The organism is Dyella lipolytica, assembly GCF_030160075.1.
Taxonomy (GTDB): Bacteria; Pseudomonadota; Gammaproteobacteria; order Xanthomonadales; family Rhodanobacteraceae; genus Dyella_B; species Dyella_B lipolytica.
In genome coordinates, this window is the sequence record NZ_BSNQ01000009.1 from 622146 (window position 1) to 641994 (window position 19849).

Below are 19849 nucleotides of genomic sequence, written 5' to 3' on the forward strand. Positions count from 1 at the left end.
CCCTTCTTCGCCGTCCCGGCGCAGGCAGGAGTGATGCGCGTCAATGATCCGCTGGCGGCGCCGCGTTATCGCCGCCATCGGCCCGCGACTGCACATCGACCTCACGCTGCGCCTGCTGCTCGAGCTGGAGCTTGGCAAGGTCGATCGGCCGGATCTTGATGATCGGGCACGGGACATAGGGTCGGCCGGTAAGCACTTTGTCGAGATTGGCCGATACCTCTCGGATGCTCGAGGTCAAACCGATCGCATTGGCGAACGTAAGGTTCGGGCAGGCCCAAACATCCAGCAGGTAGGCTCGACTGGGCACGGTATAGACCACCAGCTGCGAGTTGGAGAGCGGCTCCCACGACCACATCCGACCCAGGAAGCGGAAGCTGGGTACAGGCGCGCCGGCGGCGGCGTTATAGGCATCCTGGCGCTGCTGCATGCGCTGCGCGTAAGGTGCGCTGGAGCAGGCCGCCAATAGGGCAACTAGCCATACGGTGGCGATCACTCGCATCGTTGTCATGGTCATGCTCCGATTCATCTGCCATGGCTTAACGCATGAGAGCTGCGGGAGTGCACAACGGCATGTCGTGAGGACGCTCTAGTCCACTGCGGGTTGTTCCGTTTCACGCACGCGGTCTTGATCGTGCGTATTCGATGCCGGCCAGTGGTACCAATCTTGATGCAACGCAAACTGCTTGCAGGCCAAACAGGCGGTGATTTCCCAGCGATAGCCGCAACCCGGGCAAACGCCACGGGTCCAGAAGGTGTTCCACACCGTGCCGCACCCACCCATGTGGTGCGAGCACAGCCAACGGCTAGTGCCCAACGGACGCCAAGTACAGTGCGGGCAGTAGATCTCCGGTTCGTTCATCGCTCAATGGTTGCCGGAGGGAGGCGGCGTCCCGCCGGCGTTGTCGCGCGGCACGGAGTCGACATGGCGCTGGTCCTGCTTTTCCAGCCTGAGCTGCGCCAGATCGATGGGGCGGATCTGCTTGATCATGCATGGAATGTAGCCACGACCCGTGAGCACTTTGTCGAAACCCGTCTGGACTTGATCGGCGAAACTGGTCAGTCCGATGGTGTTGGTAAAGGTCAAATTGTTGCAAGGCCAGACATCGAGCAGATACGCACGGTTGGGCAGCGTATAAACCACCAGCTGGGTTTCGCTGAGCGGCTCCCACGAGTAGATCGAGGCGCCCAAAACAAGACGGAAGCTGCGCACCGGCGCACCCGCCGAGGCGCTATAAGCCTGCTGTCGCTGCTGCAGGCGTTGTGCGTAGGGCACACTCGAGCACGCCGCCAGCAGCATGCCCAACAGCACCGCGGTCAAGACGTGGATCTTCGACATGGCACTTCCTCCGTACTCGGATACGCGGTTTAACGCACCGGCACGCGACCAGTGCACCGCGATTATTTCTTGCCCACTTCGGTCCATTTGGACGGATCGTAACCGCCGACTTCGAACACCAGCGTTAGCTTGCCGCCATCCTGCATTTCCGCATCGATGGTGAGGCGTTTGGCTTTTTCCATGGTCGTGATGAAAGACTTGTCATCGCGGATGAAAATGGCGGGTTCGCCGGTCGTGGGCAGGAAAGCGCGCAGCGGATGCGGCTTGCCGTCGAACTGCGCCTGCAGCACGCAGTTGCCCTTGCAGACAAAGCCGTGACCGTTACCGAACATAAAGACGCTTTGTCCCCATTTGGTATGGCGGCGCAGCACCAGTCGCACGACACGATCGCCCGACGGGAATTTGCTAAACAGGCTGGCCGTGGATTGCGTGCCGCCTTCCATCGGGCCTACCTGGTACGTCCATAGCGCCGCGAGGCGCTGCTTTTCGCTGGTCTCTTTCCAGCGCTGCTCCACGTCGGGCAGCGTCTGCTGCACTTCCTTGGCCGCATCGGAATTCGGGAATTGCTTGACGATTTCCTCGCCGAGCTGGGAAGCCATGCCGTCGTTCTTCGCCTGCAGCATTTGGCGATAGCTTTGCAGCTGGCTATTGGCCTGGGCGGCCTCGGCCTGTGCCTGGGCCTTGGCGGCATCGGCCGGAGATGGCGTGTTCTGGTCCTGCGGGGAGCAGGCCGCTAGAGCCAGCAAGCCACACGCGGCGGCAACGACCATGGAGCGATGGAAGAGCGAACGAGTCATCGGCAGCACACCGGCAAGGGACAGACCATTAGCTTGGAACGAGCGATTGTCCGGTGCAACCGTTCAGACCGCCGCAGGCTGGCCGAAACGTTCGCGTAGGGCCGCGCGATAACGGCGGCTGCAGGGAATCTTGACGCCATCGCGCATCAGCAAACGCGCGTCTCCTGTATCCAGCGGTTCGATCTCCACCAGAAAATCCAGATTGGCGACGTAGCTGCGATGCACACGCACAAAACGCTGCGTGTCGAGCCGCGCCTCGATGCCCGCCATGGTGGCGCGCAAGGGATAGTCGCGACCGCGCACATGAAGATTGACGTAGTTGCCCGAAGCCTGCAGCCACTCGATCTCGCGTGCCGCCAGCAGGAATTCCTTGCCCAGCTTGCGCACCAGAAACCGCTCGGGTTGCTCCACGGATTCCAGCGGCGGACCGACATCCGGCTCGGCGAGCAAGCGTGCTTCGCCCTGGAAGCGCATCACCCAAAGGCGATAAAGGCCGATTCCCGCCAACATCCAGAAATAGGTGCGCACATCTTTGAGATATTCGTAGCCGAAGTGGGACCACCAGAGGCCGTCATCGTAGTGCTGACCGACCACCGCATAGGCGAGCTTGCGCAAAGCCACCATGCCACCCACATGAATCACACTGAACGCCACACTGAAAGCCAGGTGCCGTGGCAGGTTGTTCTGCCATGTCTCGAACCGGATGGGCCATCGCCGCGACGCCGCGATTAGCGCCGGGACCAAGGCCAACATCACGATAGCGCTGCTCGACTCCCACACCCAGGGTTGCCAGGCTGGAAAGTTGGGATGATCCATCACGGAAATGATGGCATTGAAGACGGTGTTGACGACAAAGAGCACCGGCCAGAAGCCGATCTCGAACGACCGGCGCCAGCGCTGGAAGCTTTCAAAACTGAAACCGCGGTTGATCCCCATGGCGGAATTCTACATAGCCGCCTTTCCCCTTGGACCCGTCATGTTGCCAACGGCTTTGCTTGGCGGCGGCACGCACCGATAATGCGGCCTCAAGACAAGGATTACTGATGTCGTCATCCCCCTCGCAGGGTTCGGCAGATTCACTGTTCCAGCATCGCGCCTACGTCGCGTTTTGGTGCGCCCGCACCGCTTCCAGCTTCGGTTTCCAAATGTTGTCGGTGGCGGTGGGCTGGCAAATCTACGCCATAACCGGTCGCGCCTTCGATCTTGGCCTGATCGGACTGGTGCAATTTTTTCCGTCGGTATTGCTGGCGTTACCGGCGGGTCATCTCGCGGACCAGTTCGATCGACGCCGCATCGTATTGATGGGGCAGATCGTCGAATGGGTGGCGATCGTGCTGCTGGCGACGCTGACGCTGCTGCACGCCATCAATGAGGTGGGCATTCTGCTGCTGATTTTTACGATCAGCGTGGCGAAAGCATTCGAATCGCCCTCGATGCAATCGATGGTGCCCGCGCTGGTGCCGCCTGCCCTACTGCCGCGCGCCATGGCGGTGAACGGTTCGGCGATGCAAGCGGCGATGATCATGGGTCCTGCGCTGGGTGGCTTTCTTTATGTCGCGGGGCCGGGCGTGGTGTATGCGGTGTCGGCCGTGCTGTACCTGATCGCCGCCACCATGGTGTCCCAGCTGCGTTACGAGCAGACACCGCCAAAACGCGAACCCGCTACGCTCAAGACACTGTTCGCCGGTGTGCATTTCATCCGCGAACGCAAGGACGTGCTCGGCGTGATTTCGCTGGACCTTTTTGCGGTGTTGCTGGGTGGCGCAACGGCTTTGCTGCCGATCTTCGCCAAGGATGTGTTGCACACCGGGCCGTGGGGTCTTGGTCTGTTGCGCGCGGCACCGGCGGTGGGTGCGTTGCTGATGTCGTTCTGGCTAGCGCACAACAGCATGGAGCGGCGCGTGGGCAAGATCATGTTCGCTTCAGTCGCTGGCTTTGGCGTAGCGACGCTGGTGTTCGCCCTGTCGAAGGTGCTGTGGCTGTCGCTGCTTGCGCTGTTTGTGCTGGGCGCGTTCGATATGGTCAGCATGGTGATCCGCGGTTCGCTGGTTCAACTCGATACGCCCGATGCGATGCGCGGCCGTGTCAGCGCGGTCAATGCGATCTTTATCAATACCTCCAATCAGCTGGGCGAGTTCGAGTCGGGCATGGTTGCCGCGTGGCTGGGGGCCGTTGGATCGGCGGTCGTCGGTGGCATCGGCACATTGGTCGTCGTCGGTTTATGGATGTGGATGTTTCCAGGTCTGCGCCGTCGTCAGCGCTTGCATATGGAGCAGGCGACGCAGGATCAGGAAGCATCGGCGCAAACTATTTGAAGCGATCAAGGAAGCGGATTAGCCCATGATTACCGTTCATCACCTCAACAATTCGCGCTCGCAGCGCGTTCTTTGGCTGCTGGAAGAACTGGGTCTGCCGTATGAGATCAAACGCTACCAGCGCGATCCGAAAACCATGTTGGCTCCGCCCGAGCTGCGCGCGGTACACCCGTTGGGCAAATCGCCGGTTATCACTGACGGCGAACTCACGCTGGCCGAATCGGGCGCGATCATCGAATACCTGGCCGACCGTTATGGCGCGGGCCGCTTGATTCCCGCGCCAGGCTCGACTGCACGACTGCGCTGCAATTACTGGCTGCATTACGCCGAAGGTTCGGCCATGCCGCCGCTGTTGCTGAAGTTGGTGTTTCGGCGCGTCGAAGCCGCTCCCCTACCGTTTTTCGCGCGCCCGGTGGCGAAAGGCATTGCCGGCAAGGTGCAGCAGAGTTTCGTCGATCCGCAGATTGGCTTGCATCTCTCCTACATGGAAGGAGAGTTGGCCAAGGCGGACTGGTTTGGCGGGGTAGATTTCAGCGCCGCCGACGTCGCCATGAGTTTTCCCCTGGAAGCAGCAACGGCTCGCGGCGGCCTGGATGACCGCTATCCGCGCCTGCAGGCATTTTTGCAGCGCATTCACGCGCGCCCGGCCTATCAGCGCGCACTTGAACGCGGCGGCGACTACCATCTCTGACTAGCTGAACCACAGCGCCGCCGGTTAACGCTGCGCTCACGTCACCACTGGCAATTTCATCTTTCTGGACAGCGGCGGAGTACACACCATGAGCAGGCAAGCTGATATCGAACGTCGACTCGACAACCTTGGTAGCCGCGTGCGGCAGTATTCCGACGGCGCGGCGGATACCGCCGATAGTCTTTTGGCCCGCGGACGGCGCGCCGTTGGCCGCTTCAATGGCCGCGATGCGGGCAAACGACTCAGCCGTGCAGCGGAGGATTTCGCAGACGAGGCGAATTATCAGTACCGTCGCCTGCGCCGGCAGGTGAATCGTCATCCAGCCGCCACGGTGGCGATCGTGGCGGGCACCATTGGCGCTTTCCTACTGCTGCGTCGCGTGTTTCGCAGCGATGATGAGGATTGATCCGGTCGGCGCCGACATATCGACTCGATAAAAAGAAACCCGCCGAATGGCGGGTTTCTTTTTGGGTGACGATCAAACGGTTTGCGGGTTCGGCTTGTCCGGATCGAGCTTGTACTCGCGGATGGCGCGCGCCACGTCTTTGGCATTGACCTTGCCGTCTTTCGCCAAGGCGGCGAGTGCGGCGTGTGCGATCCAGTAACGATCCACTTCGAAGAAACCGCGCAGATGTTCGCGCGTATCCGAGCGGCCAAAGCCATCGGTGCCGAGCACGGTGTAACGCATGCCATCGGGCATGAAGGCGCGGACCTGATCGGCAAACTCACGCACATAGTCGGTAGCGGCAATCGCCGGACCCTGGCGGCCCTGCAGCAAACCGGTGACATACGGCACGCGTTGTGTGCTTTCCGGATGCAGGCGGTTCCACCGTTCGGCATCGAAGCCATCGCGACGCAGTTCGATGAAGCTCGGCACGGACCAGATATCGGCCGTAACGCCGAAGTCCTTTTCCAGCAACTCGGCGGCCGCGATCACTTCGCGCAGGATGGTGCCCGAACCAAGCAACTGCACGCGGGTTTCGCCCTTTTTCGGCTTGCCGCCATCCTTGAACAGGTACATGCCCTTGACGATGCCCTCTTCCACGCCTTGCGGCAGGTCGGGGTGGGCATAGTTCTCGTTCATCACTGTTAGGTAGTAGTAGACGTCTTCCTGATCTTCGAGCATGCGGCGCACGCCATCCTGCATGATCACCGCAACTTCGTAGGAGAAGGTCGGGTCATACGCGCGCACGTTCGGGATCGAGCCGGCCATCAGATGCGAATGGCCGTCTTCGTGCTGCAAGCCTTCGCCATTGAGCGTGGTGCGGCCCGCGGTGCCGCCGATGAGGAAGCCGCGCGAACGCATATCGCCTGCGGCCCAGGCCAAGTCGCCGATGCGCTGGAAGCCGAACATCGAGTAGTAGATGAAGAACGGCAGCATCGGTTGGTTGCTGACGCTGTAGCTGGTGGCTGCCGCCATCCATGCGGCCATGCCGCCAGCTTCGGAAATACCTTCCTGCAGCACCTGGCCTTTCTGGTCTTCGCGGTAGTAGAGCAGCTGATCGGCGTCCTGCGGGCGATATTTCTGGCCGAACGGCGCGTAGATGCCGATCTGGCGGAACATGCCTTCCATGCCGAAGGTGCGTGCTTCATCGGCAACGATCGGGACCACGCGCGGACCGATCGTTTTGTCGCGCAGCAACAGGTTCATGCCGCGCACCAGTGCCATGGTGGTGGAGATCTCGCGATCGCCGGTGCCCTTGGTGATCTGCTCGAACGCTGCCAGATCCGGCGCCTTGATCTTTACATCGGTGTGGCGGCGACGCTGCGGCAGGAAGCCGCCAAGCGCCTTGCGGCGCTCGAGCATGTACTGCACCTCCGGCGAATCCTTGCCCGGGTGGTAATACGGCACGTCTTTGAGCTTGTCGTCCGGCACCGGAATGTTGAAGCGGTCGCGGAAGTGGCGCACGGCTTCGTCGTCCAGCTTCTTCTGCTGGTGCGTGGGGTTCTGCGACTCGCCGGCCGCACCCATGCCGTAACCCTTCACGGTCTTGGCGAGGATCACCGTGGGCATGCCCTTGGTGTTCACTGCCTGGTGATAGGCCGCATAAACCTTGTGCGGGTCGTGACCGCCACGATTGAGGCGCCAGATGTCGTCGTCACTCAAGTTGGCGACCATCTCGCGCGTCTCCGGATACTTGCCGAAGAAATGCTCGCGCGTGTACGCGCCGCCGAAGGCCTTGCACGCCTGATACTCGCCGTCGACGGTTTCCATCATCAGCTTGCGCAGCACGCCCTTGGTGTCGCGGGCGAGGAGCGGATCCCAGTAACTGCCCCACACCACCTTGAGTGCGTTCCAGCCGGCGCCACGGAACACGCCTTCCAGTTCCTGGATGATCTTGCCGTTGCCGCGCACCGGGCCATCGAGGCGCTGCAGGTTGCAGTTGATGACGAAGATCAGGTTGTCCAGGCCTTCGCGGCCGGCCAGCGCGATGGCACCGAGCGATTCGGGCTCATCGGTTTCGCCGTCGCCCATGAAGCACCAGATCTTTCGATCGGACTTCGGAATGAGACCGCGGTGCTCCAAATACTTCCAGAACTGCGCCTGATAGATCGCCTGGATCGGACCCAGCCCCATCGACACCGTCGGCACCTGCCAGTAATCCGGCATCAACCAGGGATGCGGGTACGACGACAGGCCGCGGCCATGGCCGGCGACTTCCATGCGGAACAGATCGAGCTGGTCTTCGCCGACGCGGCCTTCGAGGAACGAACGCGCATAAATGCCAGGGCTGGAATGGCCCTGATGGAACACCAGGTCGCCCGGATGATCGGCACTGGGTGCGCGCCAGAAATGATTGAAGCCCACGTCGTACAGCGTCGCCGCCGAAGAAAAACTGGCGATATGGCCGCCCAGTTCGCCGGGCTTGCGGTTGGCGCGCACCACCATCGCCATCGCGTTCCAGCGGATCAGGGTACGGATGCGCCATTCCATCGCGCCATCACCCGGACATTTGGCCTCGAGGTGCGGCGGAATGGTATTGACGTATTCGGTGGTGGGGTCGAACGGGAGATAGCCACCGGAACGGCGCGTCGAGTCGACCAGTCGCTCCAGCAGGAAATGCGCGCGCTCCGTGCCTTCGCGATTGATGACGGCGCTGAGCGATTCGACCCATTCCTGGGTTTCGGTAGGGTCGAGGTCCTGGTGGAGGATGTCGTCGAGCTGATCCATGGAACGTCTCCGCGGCGCCGGGCGCCGACTTGCGTGGATGCGCGTCGCTGGGGAGGGCGACGAAACCGTGGCATCGGTCCCGCGACGTTGGCCGGCACGGAACGGAACCGCGTGGCATGTTCGCCGCAGGGCGAGCTGAGTCTTCCGATTCTAGCTGCGGTGTGGCGATCCCGCCAATTGGAAAGGGTTTACATACGTATGCGCACGGGCAGCACTTCCGTCCCGCGGCGAAATACGGAAAAGCGGGCTAGGTGGGGTTCGCTTGGCTCACCCCACCCGACGCTTCAGCTGCGCTCGCTTTGCGCGGCGCGAATCTGCGCATCCACCGCCGCAATCGCGGTCATGTTCACCACACGGCGCACGGTGGAGGCCGGCGTCAGAATGTGCGCCGGCTTGTCCACGCCCATCAGGATCGGCCCAATAGCCACGCCATCGGTCATCACCCGCACCATGTTGTAGGTGATGTTGGCGGCGTCGAGGTTGGGCATCACGTAGAGATTGGCGCGACCGCTGAGCGTGGTGCTGGGGAACATGCGCTGACGCATCGCCTCATCCCACGCGGTGTCGGCCTGCATTTCGCCGTCCATTTCGAGCTTGGGTGCGCGCGCTTTCAGAATCTTCCATACCTCGCGCATCTTCGCTGCGCTGGCATTCTCGTGACTGCCGTAGTTGGAGTGCGAGAGCAGCGCCACCTTCGGCTCGATACCGAACAGCTTGAGGCGATAACTGGCTTGCAGCGTCGCTTCGGCGATCTGTTCAGCGGTGGGATCGCACTGCACATGCGTGTCGAGGAAGAACCATGTGCCCTTATCGTTGATCACGCCGCTCAACGCCGACGTGCACTGCACGCCTGGGTCAAGCCCGAACACGCTGCGCAGATAACCGAGCTTCTTGTGGTAACGCCCGACCAGGCCGCAGATCAGCGCGTCTGCTTCACCACGTTTGACCATGATCGCGGCGATCAGGGTGGGGCGCGAACGCACCAGGTTCTTCGCCGCCGACGGCGACACCCCGCGACGTTCGGTCAAGGAGTGATAAAGCTGCCAGTATTCGTTGAAGCGCGGATCGTCGTTGATATTGGTCAACTCGAAATCGATGCCCGCGCGCATACGCAAGCCCAGACGCTCGATGCGCGTTTGGATCACATCCGGACGACCGATCAGGATCGGATAGGCCAGTTTGTCATCGATCACCGTCTGCACTGCGCGCAGTACGGTTTCTTCCTCGCCTTCGGCGTACACCACGCGCTTGCGGTCGGCACGCGCGCGTTCGTACACCGGCTTCATGATCAGACCGGTGCGATAAATAAATTGCGCGAGTTTTTCGAGATAGGCATCCATGTCGGTGATCGGGCGTGTAGCGATGCCCGAGTCCATCGCAGCCTGCGCGACGGCAGGCGCAAGCATCACCAGCAAGCGTGGATCGAACGGACGCGGAATCAAATACTCCGGACCGAAGGTCGGCGCTTCGCCGCCATAAGCAGCCGCCAGATCTCCGGCTTCCATCTGCGCTAGCGCAGCAATGGCGCGCACGCAGGCGAGCTTCATCGCTTCGTTGATGCCAGTGGCGCCTACATCCAGCGCACCGCGGAAAATGTAGGGAAAGCACAGCGCGTTGTTGACCTGGTTCGGGTAATCCGAACGACCGGTGGCGATGATGCAGTCCGGTCGGACCTTCTTGGCGTCTTCCGGCAAGATCTCCGGATTCGGGTTGGCCAGCGCCAGAATGATCGGCTGCCTGGCCATCGTGGCGACCATCTCCGGCTTCAGCACGCCACCGGCGGACAAGCCCAAGAAGATATCCGCACCATTGACGATCTCGGCCAGCGTGCGAGCTTTGGTGTCGCGCGCATAGCGCTGCTTGTCCGGATCCATATGATCGCGGCCGGTGTACAGCACACCTTCGCGGTCATAGGCGAGGATGTTCTCCGGCTTCAGGCCCAGCGCCACCAGCATATCCAGGCAAGCGATGCCCGCTGCACCGGCGCCAGCAGTGGCCAGCTTCACTTCTTCGATCTTTTTGCCGACCACTTGCAGCGCGTTGATGACGGCGGCGCCGACGATGATGGCAGTGCCATGCTGATCGTCGTGGAAAACCGGGATTTTCATCCGCTCGCGCAGCTTGCGCTCGACGATGAAGCACTCCGGCGCCTTGATGTCTTCCAGATTGATGCCGCCGAAAGTGGGTTCCATCGAGGCGATGATGTCGACCAGCTTGTCCGGATCGCGTTCGTTGAGTTCGATGTCGAACACATCGATACCGGCGAATTTCTGGAACAGCACGCCCTTGCCTTCCATCACCGGCTTGCCGGCCAGCGGACCGATATCGCCCAGGCCCAGCACCGCCGTGCCATTGGTGATGACCGCGACTAGGTTGGAGCGCGCGGTGTACTCGCTGGCGCTGCTCGGATCTTCAACGATCGCCTCGCAGGCGTAGGCCACCCCGGGCGAATACGCCAGCGACAAATCGTGCTGGGTAAGCAGCGGCGTGGTCGGCGAGACCTTGATCTTGCCAGGGCGCGGAAGGCGGTGATATTCGAGAGCGGCTTGGCGGAAATCGTCAGAGTGGGCCATCGGATGCTTTTAAAACAGACGGAAGTGGGAAAAGGGGCCGCCCTGGCGGCATCGGACCATGGTAGCACCCGGTCGGTTTTCTCATGACCGATGACACACGTAGATATTTGTCCCGTATGGCTTTGATTTACAGCGTACTAGCTCTCTGTCTCTGACCTTACGAGCAAGGGTCCTGGCACTTACACACCCGTGGAAAGCGACTCCGCCTCCACCTTCGACATACGGATGCGATTGATAAACAGCGAAAACGCCAGCTTGCCGGCCAGGCCGTGCACATGCTGCATCCACGGCGGCAGCCAGCGCGGCGCGGCAATGACACCCGAAGTGAAATGCGATTCCAGGCTCATCACGTCGTGCAGGGTCATCTTGCCGGCGAACAGATAACGCAGCAGATCCATGCGCCGTTCCTTCAGAGCCCAGCGGAAGAACGTATGCACGTCCAGCAAACCGGACAGGTAGACATTGTCTTTGGCGAACGCCGAGCCGCCGGTCAGCGGTACACCGCGGTACACGCGCTGCGCGGAATGGAAGCTATCCGCCACGCTTTGCCCGCAGCGGTTGAAGAAACGGTAGACCTCGACAAAGTCCGCACCGTTGAGCGCCATGTCGATGGCAAGGATGCGCAAGCTGATGCGCTTGAGCCGCGCGATGTCGATCGCGCCCGACATCAACTCGGAGAACACGGCCAGCCCTTCCTGCGTCGCCGTTACGCGCGGCGACGTGCGCGCCAGTGACGCCAGCAGCGGCTGCCCACGTCCGTTGAGCGCGGTCAGCGAATGTACGAACGCTTCGTGATTGAGCAGCTGATGGCGATCGTATTGGCTGAAGCGCGTACCGCCGCGCAAACGGATGCGCGTGGCGCCGGCAGCCGCTTTGGCGGTGAGATCGTTATCCACCTCGACGGCGATCATGCCGGCACCGAAAAACCCGTCCAGCACTTTGGCCAGATCCGCACGCAAGGTCTCGGCAGGAATATTGGCGGTGATGTCGTCGTCCTGCAGATCGGCGCCGAGCTCGTCGGACAGCTCCACGAAGTAACGCGCGGCATCGAGGTTGCTGCGGTCGCTGCCCGGAATGGCATCGCCCGGGCGACCGTATAGCTGGATGGAGGGTGCGGTGACACCTTCCGTGCCTACTGCCTCGAGCATTTCCGCAGCGATGCGCCAGGATTCGGCCGTGCGGCGCAGATAATCGCCAAGCGGATCGCTATCCCCTGCTTCGCTTTCAATGGCCGCGAGTTCCTTGCGCACCTCGGAGAAATCCGGCTTTTTGTAGCTCACCTCCGGCAAGGCGTACTGACCTTTGCCGTACTCCTCGATCATGCGGTCTTCCAGCGAGGCGGGCCAGCTGACGGTCGACAGAATGTTGATGCCGCGCACAGCCAGGAGCAGGCGCTTGTCGAGTGCGGCGTAGGGCTCTAATGCAACGGGAATGGCGTCGGCAGGTGTACTCATGATGCCGTTACTCCCTATCCCGCGAACCGCGCGAACCATGCGGTTTCGTGACGGGTCGCCCACCACGCTGGCGACGCAGGCGCGACTCCAGCATGGCGGCCTGTTCTTCGCGTTCGTCGCGCAGCTTCAGGTAATTGCGCCAGCGCTCGGGTGTGAGCTCGCCCTCGTCCAACGCAGCCTGCACCGCGCAACCCGGCTCGCTGCCATGACCGCAATCGGCGAAGCGGCAGTTTTCGGCCAGCGCCTCGATATCGGCGAACAGATCCAGGTTTTCCTCGCCGGTGAGTTTGAGCTCGCGCATACCGGGCGTATCGATCAGACAACCGCCGCTGGGTAGCTGCAACAAGGCGCGATAAGTAGTGGTGTGGCGGCCGCGACTGTCATGCTCGCGCACGGTACGGGTGGCCATGTGCTGACTGCCCAGCAACGTATTGGTGAGGGTGGATTTGCCCGCACCAGAAGAACCCACCAGCACGGCGCTGTCGCCCGGCTTGAGGTAAGCGGCCAGCGCGGCAACGCTGGCGGAATCCTTACCGTTGATCGCGTGAATAGGTGTTCCATTGGGCAGCCGCTCGCGCAGTTCCGCGATGCGGTCAGCGCCGCCGTCGCGCAGATCCAGCTTGCTCAAAATCACGACTGGCTGCGCACCGGAGCCTTCGGTAAGCGAAAGGTAGCGCTCGATGCGGGCAGGATTGAAATCGCCATCCAGTCCAGTCAGCACCAGCACGTAGTCGATGTTGGTGGCGATCACCTGGCGTTCGTAACGCTCGCCGGCCGCGGCACGCGACAGCACGGTACGGCGGGACTGCACGGTGACGATATGTGGCGGCTTGCCCGGTTCGATCTCCACAAAATCGCCCACGGCGGGCCGCTCTGCCGGATCGAGGCCGCGCTTGAGGAAATGGCCGGCGGGCTGGGCGCCGAAGACCTGGCTGCCGTCATGCAGTTCGTAACCTGCGCGGTGCTGGGCCACGACGCGTGCGAGTCGCCGCCCTTCACCTGGCAGTACCTGGCCGCGCCAACCGATATGACGCAGTTGTTCGATGGTCTGGGCATCGCTCATGAGCCGGATTATGCCTGCCCACGGCCCTACCCGTCGTCTGCCCTGATTCCGCCCGACATCGCCTCCCACGAGACACACAGACGCTGTTAGCATCGGGGCGAACCGGCGGTATGCCGGGTTTTCGCGAAGAAATAAGGACTCCTCCGTTGGCCCCGATCAAACCAAGTGCGCACCTGGCCGAGGTGCGTTATGAAATCCGCGGTGCGCTCACCCGTCGTGCGCGCGAACTGGAAGCAGCCGGACAGCCGATCATCAAGCTCAATATCGGTAATCCGGCTCGCTACGGATTTTCCGTGCCCAATCATTTGCGCGAGGCCATTGCCGCGCATTTGCACGAGAGCGAAGCGTACGGCCACGAGCAAGGTCTGGAGGAAGCGCGCGAAACTATCGCCGCGCAACAGCGCGCACGCGGTGCTCGCCATGTCGAAGTGGAGCGCATCTTTATCGGCAATGGTGTCAGCGAGCTGATCGATCTGAGCCTGCGCGCCTTGCTGCAACCGGGCGACGAAGTGCTGCTGCCGAGTCCGGATTATCCGTTGTGGAGCGCCGCCACTATTCTGAACAGCGGTGTGCCGCGCTATTACCGCTGTCTGGCCGAGAACCGGCATATGCCGGATCCGGAAGAAATCGAAGCGTTGATCACGCCTCGTACGCGCGCCCTGGTCATGATCAATCCGAACAATCCCACGGGTGCGGTGTATCCGCGCGCGTTGCTGGAACGCATCGTCGCCATCGCGGCACGCCATCGCTTGTTACTGCTGTGCGATGAGATCTACGACGAAATACTCTACGACGGCACGTCGTTCCAACCGTTGGCGGAAGTCGCGGGCAATACGCCATGCGTCAGTTTCGGCGGCTTGAGCAAAGTGCATCGCGCGTGCGGTTATCGCGTCGGCTGGCTCAGCCTTTCCGGCGATCCGGCACACACGCATGACTATCGCGACGCCTTGCAGCTGTTGGCCGCATTGCGCCTATGCGCCAACGTCACCGCACAGTGGGCAGTGATTCCCGCCCTGCAGGACGCACCTACGATCGGCGCACTCACCTCGCCGGGTGGACGCTTGCACGAGGCTCGTCAGGCTGTGCTCGACGGCGTCGCCGCCAGCCATTATCTGGATCTGGTTACGCCGGGTGGCGCGCTATACGCGTTCCCGCGCGTGCGCAGCGATCGGATCGCCAATTTCAACGACGACGCTTTTGCGCTGCGCCTGCTGGAAGAGGAATCCGTATTGGTCGTGCCCGGCTCCAGCTTCAACGTACCAACCAGCCGCCATATGCGCCTTACGTTGCTGCCGCAGCCGACCCAGTTGCGCGAAGTGTTCGTGCGCATGGAACGCGTATTGACGCGGATGGCGACAGAACATTCGTCGCGCGCCGCCGCCATCGCCTGATCTATGCCATTGCATTACCTCGCCCTCGGCGATTCCTACACCATCGGCGAGGATGTTCCCGCGCACGCACGCTGGCCAGTGCAATTGGTCGACAAGCTGCGCAAGCATGGCGTAGCGATCGACGATCCGCGCATCGTGGCAGTCACCGGCTGGACCACGGACGAGTTGTCGGCGGGGATAGATCAAGCCAAGCTCGCCCCAGATTACGACCTGGTTACGTTGCTGATCGGGGTCAACAACCAGTATCGCGGTCGTTCGGCCGGGGAATATCGAGAGCAGTTCCATAATCTGTTGCTGCGAGCCATTGCACTGGCGGGCAACCGCCCAGGACGCGTGGTGGTGGTCTCCATTCCCGACTGGGGCGTCACGCCGTTCGGCCATGCCAGCGGTCGCGATGTGGCGAAAATTACCCATGAACTGGACGTGTTCAATGCGATTGGCCGCGACGAGGCCGTCCGTGCCGGCGCCCATTTTGTGAACATCACCAGCATTTCCCGCACCCACCCTTGGTTTGTGGCGAATGATGGGTTGCACCCCTCGGCCGCCCAATACACCTTGTGGACCAACGCGATCGAGCCGGTTGTGCGGACCGCCCTGCACTAAAAAACCGCTCGAAGGACCCACGGCAACCTCCCTGCAACCATTTCGCCATCGCACGGTGACGTTGGAGTACGAGACTGTGATCCCGGCAACCAACCGGGGACCGACGCCATGGCCATTCTTCGCTGCCGCAGCGTTTTCATATCCGACGTCCACCTGGGCACACCGGACTGCAAAGCCGCTTATTTGCTGGATTTTCTGCGACAACTGCAGTGCCAGAAGCTGTATCTGGTGGGCGACATCATCGATCTGGAATCCCTGAGCCGCCGCCGATGGTGGCATCCGGACCACGGCACCGTGATCGCCGAAGTGCTGGATATGGCGCGTCGAGGGGTCGAGGTCACCTACATCCCCGGCAACCATGATGCAGCCTTCCGCGGCATGGTCGGGCAATCCATCTGCGGCGTGCGCATCGAGCTGGACGCTGTTCACGTGGGCGCGGATGGGCGTCGCTACCGAGTCAGCCACGGCGACGAATACGATCCGGAACAGATCGGGCGCAGCTGGATGCTGAATATCGGCGAGGCGATGCACCGCTTCATCTGCTGGGGCAACCGCCGGGTGAACGCTTGGCGTCGTCGCATGGCGATGCCGTATCTGCCGCTGTCGATCATCGTGAAATCGCATATTGGCAAGGCGTTGGCGTATATCCGCGCTTACGAAGAACGCGTGGCCGCCGATGCCCGCGAGCGGGGTATGGATGGGCACATCTGCGGTCATATCCACTACGGCCAGGTGCGCACCATCGATGGCGTGGTGTACCTCAACGATGGCGACTGGGTGGAACACTGCACGGCACTGGTCGAGGATGAGATCGGCGCGATGGAGCTGATCCACTGGAGCGAGCAACCCACCGCCCTGGGACGCGCCAGCCGCGAGCTGGTCATGCCCTCGCCTACCGCCGCCCTGGCGCTCGCCCCCCTGGCCCGTCGCAAACGCAGCCTGGAAGACCTCCGGCCGGCCGCTTGAGCTGGCGGGGGTCGGCAAGAGCTTCGCGTATCCACGCACCTGTCTCCTGCTTCCCCATCTTGAAGCCGCCAAAATCGCCAGCATCTCGTAGGGGTACAATATCGCCTCTTTGCTGGAGCCCTACATGTCCCTCGACACCACCACCCGCGACCGTATCGAACACTTGCTCAAGGACCACCGCGTGGTGCTGTTCATGAAGGGCACTCGTCAGCAGCCGATGTGTGGCTTCTCCGCGGCAGCGACCAATACGCTCAACGAACTACTGCCCGACTACCACACGGTCAACGTGCTGGAAGATCAGGAAATCCGCGAAGGCATCAAGGCGTTCGGCAACTGGCCGACCATCCCGCAGCTGTATGTCGACGGTGAACTGGTCGGCGGCGCCGACATCATCCGGCAGATGTATGGCAGCGGCGAACTGCATCAACTGTTCGGTGCCGCAGCGCCGGACCGTACACCGCCGGAAATCATCATTACCGACAAAGCCGCCGAAGCGATCCGCGCAGGCACCGCGAACGCGCAGGGCCTTGCGCTGCATTTGGAAATCGGTCCCGATCATAGCGCCGGCTTCCAGCTGGCACCGGGCAACGAGCACGACATCGTGGTGAGCGCCAACGGTATAGAAGTGCATTTCGATCCGGCCAGCGCGCAGCGTGCGAAGGGCATCGTGATCGACTGGGTATCCACCATGCAGGGCGAAGGCCTCAGCCTGAAGTTTCCCGGTGCCGTCGAATTGCGTTCCTTGAGCGTGCACGAACTACAGCAACGCCTCGCTGTTGGCGACATCACGCTGGTGGACGTGCGTCCCGCTCACGGTCGCGCCGCTGCCGCACCGCTGAAGCAAGCACGGATTCTGGATGAGGAAGGCACCGCCCTCGCCGCCCTGCCCAAAAACAGTCCGCTCGCCTTCATCTGCCACCACGGCATTTCCAGCCGCGGCGCCGCCGAGCGTTTCATCGCACACGGCTTCACCAACGTGTTCAACGTGGAAGGCGGCATGGATGCATGGGCGGCGGAGATTGATTCGAGCGTGCCGCGTTATTGAGCCCTAAGCTTTCCACGCATCAGGGCCGATGCATCAGACGTCGGCCCACATGCGTAGCAGATTCGCGCGTGATTTGCTGATCACATCGAAGGTTGGACTCTTGCCTTCACGGGTGAATACCTGTCGTTTGGCAGTCTCCAGATCCCACAGCAGTTCACGCTGCGCTGGATCGCGTACCTGACTCTGCACCCAGATGATCGCCGCGTCGCGTACGCCACGAGTGACCGGCGTGACATGGTGCAGCGTATTGGCAGGGTAGGCGATCGCAGCGCCTGCCTCGAGCTTGAACTGACTGGCGATGCCATTCATGAAGACGGTCAACTCGCCGCCATCGTAGCTTCGCGGGTCGGAAAGAAAAATGGTGATGGCAATATCGCTGCGTACCGCATTGCTCATGCTGCCCATGATCGGCGTGTCGACATGGGGACCATATTCCATGCCTTGTCCATAACGATTGAACAACACCGGCGTAGCCGCCGCCGGTAGCAAGGCCGCTTGCAATTCACCACTGCGCATGAAGGCTTCGCGCACGATGCGTGCAATCTGCTCATATTCGGGCGTACCCGAAGGCACTTGCAGATTTTTCTTCACCTCGCGCGCGGACCAGCCGGCCGTACCGGCGCCATCCGTGAAAGGTGCGCGCTCCAGCTTGGAATTGATGGCTGCTAGTTCATCAGGACCGAGAACGGCGGGAAGACAGAAAATCAAGGCAATAATCCTGCATGAGGTTATGCGGCGGTGTGTCATTCATGGTAATCGCACGCCGCATGAAGCGGAATCCCTGCCGCCACTCGACCGTCTTACCATGAAGAACATGCCAGACTAGGCATGGATTCTGAGACAACCTGCACCAGGTAGCCCATGTCGCCCCCTTCCCTCTCCCCCGCAGCACGCCAGTGGCTGAGCGATGCCGGTAAAGCATTGTCCCAAGGGCGCCCGGATTTGGCCGAGCAACCCTTAAAACGTGTACTCGCCGAGGCCCCTGGCTTTGCTAACGCGCAGTTCCTGTTCGGCATAGCCTGTCAGATGCGTGGCGACAACATCACCGCCGTTGAGTACATGCGCAAAGCCGCAAAGCAACGCCCTGATGATCCGAGCATCCTCACGAATCTAGGGGGCGCCCTTTACGATTCTGGCTCAACCGAAGAAGCATTCGTATGCCTGCGCCGCGCCACGGAACTGGCCCCCACGCAAGCGTCAAACTGGTACAACCTCGGTAAAGCGCTGAAATTGCAGTGGCAGCTGGACGAAGCCGCGGATGCTTTGCGACGCGCCCTCGATCTGGACGAACGGCATATCGCTGCGCGCAACACGCTTGCCGACATTTTCACGATACGCGGCAATATCCCCGATGCGGTTACCGAATACCGCAAAGTATTGGCGCTGCAGCCCGATGAGGCGCTGGCCTGGCATGGATTGGCCAATCTGAAAACCGAGTCACTCACACCGGCGGACGCAAAACAGATCCGTCACATCCTGCAAAACCAGCAACTTCCGCCCGACGCACGTGTATTACTCGGTTTCAGCCTGTACAAAGCCCTGGAAGACCAGCACGAATACCGTGGCGCGTTCGAAGCATTGCGCGAGGCCAATGCACTCAAACGCAAGTTGGTCCCATGGGATGCAGCTGCCGAGCATGCCCATGTTGAGGACATCGTCGGAGCCTTTCGCCATCCCTTGCCAGCGCCGCTCGATCCGACCCTCGGACACGAGGTGATTTTCATCGCCAGCCTTCCTCGCTCTGGATCGACACTGGTTGAACATATTCTTGCTTCGCACCCGCTAGTAGAAGGTGCAAACGAGATCAGCGACCTCTCACAGATTCTCGAAGAAGAATCGAAACAACGCGGCAAGGACTTTCCGCATTGGGTGACTGACGCCACCGCGGGAGATTGGGCACGGCTGGGCAAGAACTATCTTGCGCGCACCGCTCGTTGGCGCATCAAGCGTCCTTATTTCACCGACAAAGGGTTGCAGAACTGGCAATGGATCGGCGCCATTCGCGCCATGTTGCCTGGCGCCAAAATCATTGACTGCCATCGCGATCCGGTCGAAACCTGTTTTGCCTGTTACCGCCAGTTATTCAGCGAAGGCACCTACTTCAGCTACGACTTGAAAGATCTCGCCAGTTATTACAACGACTACCAAAAACTCAGTGACCATTGGCAAGAGCATTACCCGGACAAAGTGTTCGATCTTGCCTACGAGAAACTGGTGCAAGAGCCCGAAGCGCAGATTCGGCACTTGCTTGCGTTCTGCCAATTGCCATTCGATGTGGCGTGCCTCTCGCCACATCAGACGCAACGCGATGTGCACAGCACGGCGAGTGCGGCGCAAGTGCGCCAACCCATAAGAGGTGATACCGCGCGCAGTCCACACTATCGGGACTTTCTGGCACCGCTGATCCAGCATCTCGATCACTGAAACGAAGAAGGCCGCCGGT

Annotated in this window: 17 protein-coding genes; 8 read left to right on the forward strand and 9 right to left on the reverse strand. The window is 61.5% G+C overall.

The annotated features are described in order from the left end of the window. Positions 1–40: 40 nt before the first annotated feature. The 4 genes from QQL64_RS15915 to QQL64_RS15930 form a co-directional block, all read right to left on the reverse strand. Positions 41–508: a DUF6491 family protein gene (locus tag QQL64_RS15915; protein WP_284401419.1), complete on the reverse strand. Its 468-nt coding sequence runs from the start codon at positions 506–508 to the stop codon at positions 41–43. A gap of 354 nt (positions 509–862) precedes the next feature. Then, on the reverse strand, positions 863–1336 hold the full coding sequence (locus tag QQL64_RS15920) for a DUF6491 family protein (protein WP_284401421.1): 474 nt from the start codon (positions 1334–1336) through the stop codon (positions 863–865). Positions 1337–1398: 62 nt separating this feature from the next. After that, positions 1399–2133: a hypothetical protein gene (locus QQL64_RS15925; protein ID WP_284401422.1), complete on the reverse strand. Its 735-nt coding sequence runs from the start codon at positions 2131–2133 to the stop codon at positions 1399–1401. 63 nt (positions 2134–2196) lie between these two features. Continuing rightward, entirely contained in the window at positions 2197–3069 is an 873-nt protein-coding gene (locus QQL64_RS15930; protein WP_284401424.1) for a LytTR family DNA-binding domain-containing protein, read from the reverse strand. Between the two features lie 107 nt (positions 3070–3176). On the opposite strand from QQL64_RS15930, the gene QQL64_RS15935 reads away from it, so the two are divergent. From QQL64_RS15935 to QQL64_RS15945, 3 genes are all read left to right on the forward strand, one after another. Further along, positions 3177–4448, forward strand: a complete 1272-nt coding sequence (locus QQL64_RS15935; protein ID WP_284401425.1) for an MFS transporter — start codon at positions 3177–3179, stop codon at positions 4446–4448. A gap of 25 nt (positions 4449–4473) precedes the next feature. Next, the gene (locus QQL64_RS15940; RefSeq protein WP_284401426.1) at positions 4474–5139 is read left to right on the forward strand and encodes a glutathione S-transferase family protein; all 666 of its coding nucleotides are present in this window, start codon (positions 4474–4476) and stop codon (positions 5137–5139) included. 88 nt (positions 5140–5227) lie between these two features. Further along, on the forward strand, positions 5228–5545 hold the full coding sequence (locus tag QQL64_RS15945; protein WP_284401428.1) for a glycoside hydrolase family 183 protein: 318 nt from the start codon (positions 5228–5230) through the stop codon (positions 5543–5545). A gap of 72 nt (positions 5546–5617) precedes the next feature. Here the strand turns inward: QQL64_RS15945 and aceE are convergent, their stop codons facing one another. The 4 genes from aceE to rsgA form a co-directional block, all read right to left on the reverse strand. Beyond that, positions 5618–8311, reverse strand: a complete 2694-nt coding sequence (gene aceE, locus QQL64_RS15950) for a pyruvate dehydrogenase (acetyl-transferring), homodimeric type (RefSeq protein ID WP_284401430.1) — start codon at positions 8309–8311, stop codon at positions 5618–5620. A gap of 284 nt (positions 8312–8595) precedes the next feature. Continuing rightward, positions 8596–10884: an NADP-dependent malic enzyme gene (locus QQL64_RS15955; RefSeq protein WP_284401432.1), complete on the reverse strand. Its 2289-nt coding sequence runs from the start codon at positions 10882–10884 to the stop codon at positions 8596–8598. A 179-nt stretch (positions 10885–11063) separates the two neighbouring features. Then, positions 11064–12338 (reverse strand): peptidase MATCAP family protein, encoded by a 1275-nt coding sequence (locus QQL64_RS15960; RefSeq protein ID WP_284401434.1) that lies wholly within the window; start codon positions 12336–12338, stop codon positions 11064–11066. A gap of 7 nt (positions 12339–12345) precedes the next feature. After that, a complete protein-coding gene (gene rsgA / locus QQL64_RS15965; protein ID WP_284401437.1) occupies positions 12346–13401 on the reverse strand; it encodes a ribosome small subunit-dependent GTPase A in 1056 nt (351 codons plus the stop codon). 146 nt (positions 13402–13547) lie between these two features. Between rsgA and QQL64_RS15970 the strand changes: the two genes are divergently transcribed. The 4 genes from QQL64_RS15970 (at position 13548) to grxD (ending at position 17406) form a co-directional block, all read left to right on the forward strand. Next, positions 13548–14792 carry an aminotransferase class I/II-fold pyridoxal phosphate-dependent enzyme gene (locus QQL64_RS15970; RefSeq protein ID WP_284401439.1) on the forward strand — a complete coding sequence of 415 codons (1245 nt, stop codon included), beginning with the start codon at positions 13548–13550 and terminating at the stop codon, positions 14790–14792. 3 nt (positions 14793–14795) lie between these two features. Beyond that, complete coding sequence (locus QQL64_RS15975) at positions 14796–15395, forward strand: SGNH/GDSL hydrolase family protein (RefSeq protein WP_284401440.1); 600 nt, start codon at positions 14796–14798, stop codon at positions 15393–15395. Between the two features lie 108 nt (positions 15396–15503). After that, positions 15504–16361 (forward strand): UDP-2,3-diacylglucosamine diphosphatase, encoded by an 858-nt coding sequence (locus QQL64_RS15980; RefSeq protein ID WP_284401442.1) that lies wholly within the window; start codon positions 15504–15506, stop codon positions 16359–16361. 124 nt (positions 16362–16485) lie between these two features. Beyond that, positions 16486–17406, forward strand: coding sequence for a Grx4 family monothiol glutaredoxin (grxD, locus tag QQL64_RS15985; RefSeq protein ID WP_284401444.1), 921 nt, complete (start codon positions 16486–16488; stop codon positions 17404–17406). 33 nt (positions 17407–17439) lie between these two features. Here grxD and QQL64_RS15990 read toward each other — a convergent pair whose 3' ends face one another. Further along, positions 17440–18114, reverse strand: coding sequence for a Fe2+-dependent dioxygenase (locus QQL64_RS15990; RefSeq protein ID WP_284401445.1), 675 nt, complete (start codon positions 18112–18114; stop codon positions 17440–17442). A gap of 153 nt (positions 18115–18267) precedes the next feature. Between QQL64_RS15990 and QQL64_RS15995 the strand changes: the two genes are divergently transcribed. Further along, positions 18268–19830 carry a tetratricopeptide repeat-containing sulfotransferase family protein gene (locus tag QQL64_RS15995; RefSeq protein WP_284401446.1) on the forward strand — a complete coding sequence of 521 codons (1563 nt, stop codon included), beginning with the start codon at positions 18268–18270 and terminating at the stop codon, positions 19828–19830. Positions 19831–19849: the final 19 nt, after the last annotated feature.

What these genes read in the sequence shown, in the direction of transcription:
- QQL64_RS15915 (WP_284401419.1), bottom strand. Translation starts at nt 508, where the DNA reads ATGACAACGATGCGAGTGATCGCCACCGTATGGCTAGTTGCCCTATTG.
- QQL64_RS15920 (WP_284401421.1), bottom strand. Translation starts at nt 1,336, where the DNA reads ATGTCGAAGATCCACGTCTTGACCGCGGTGCTGTTGGGCATGCTGCTG.
- QQL64_RS15925 (WP_284401422.1), bottom strand. Translation starts at nt 2,133, where the DNA reads ATGACTCGTTCGCTCTTCCATCGCTCCATGGTCGTTGCCGCCGCGTGT.
- QQL64_RS15930 (WP_284401424.1), bottom strand. Translation starts at nt 3,069, where the DNA reads ATGGGGATCAACCGCGGTTTCAGTTTTGAAAGCTTCCAGCGCTGGCGC.
- QQL64_RS15935 (WP_284401425.1), top strand. Translation starts at nt 3,177, where the DNA reads ATGTCGTCATCCCCCTCGCAGGGTTCGGCAGATTCACTGTTCCAGCAT.
- QQL64_RS15940 (WP_284401426.1), top strand. Translation starts at nt 4,474, where the DNA reads ATGATTACCGTTCATCACCTCAACAATTCGCGCTCGCAGCGCGTTCTT.
- QQL64_RS15945 (WP_284401428.1), top strand. Translation starts at nt 5,228, where the DNA reads ATGAGCAGGCAAGCTGATATCGAACGTCGACTCGACAACCTTGGTAGC.
- aceE (WP_284401430.1), bottom strand. Translation starts at nt 8,311, where the DNA reads ATGGATCAGCTCGACGACATCCTCCACCAGGACCTCGACCCTACCGAA.
- QQL64_RS15955 (WP_284401432.1), bottom strand. Translation starts at nt 10,884, where the DNA reads ATGGCCCACTCTGACGATTTCCGCCAAGCCGCTCTCGAATATCACCGC.
- QQL64_RS15960 (WP_284401434.1), bottom strand. Translation starts at nt 12,338, where the DNA reads ATGAGTACACCTGCCGACGCCATTCCCGTTGCATTAGAGCCCTACGCC.
- rsgA (WP_284401437.1), bottom strand. Translation starts at nt 13,401, where the DNA reads ATGAGCGATGCCCAGACCATCGAACAACTGCGTCATATCGGTTGGCGC.
- QQL64_RS15975 (WP_284401440.1), top strand. Translation starts at nt 14,796, where the DNA reads ATGCCATTGCATTACCTCGCCCTCGGCGATTCCTACACCATCGGCGAG.
- QQL64_RS15980 (WP_284401442.1), top strand. Translation starts at nt 15,504, where the DNA reads ATGGCCATTCTTCGCTGCCGCAGCGTTTTCATATCCGACGTCCACCTG.
- grxD (WP_284401444.1), top strand. Translation starts at nt 16,486, where the DNA reads ATGTCCCTCGACACCACCACCCGCGACCGTATCGAACACTTGCTCAAG.
- QQL64_RS15995 (WP_284401446.1), top strand. Translation starts at nt 18,268, where the DNA reads ATGTCGCCCCCTTCCCTCTCCCCCGCAGCACGCCAGTGGCTGAGCGAT.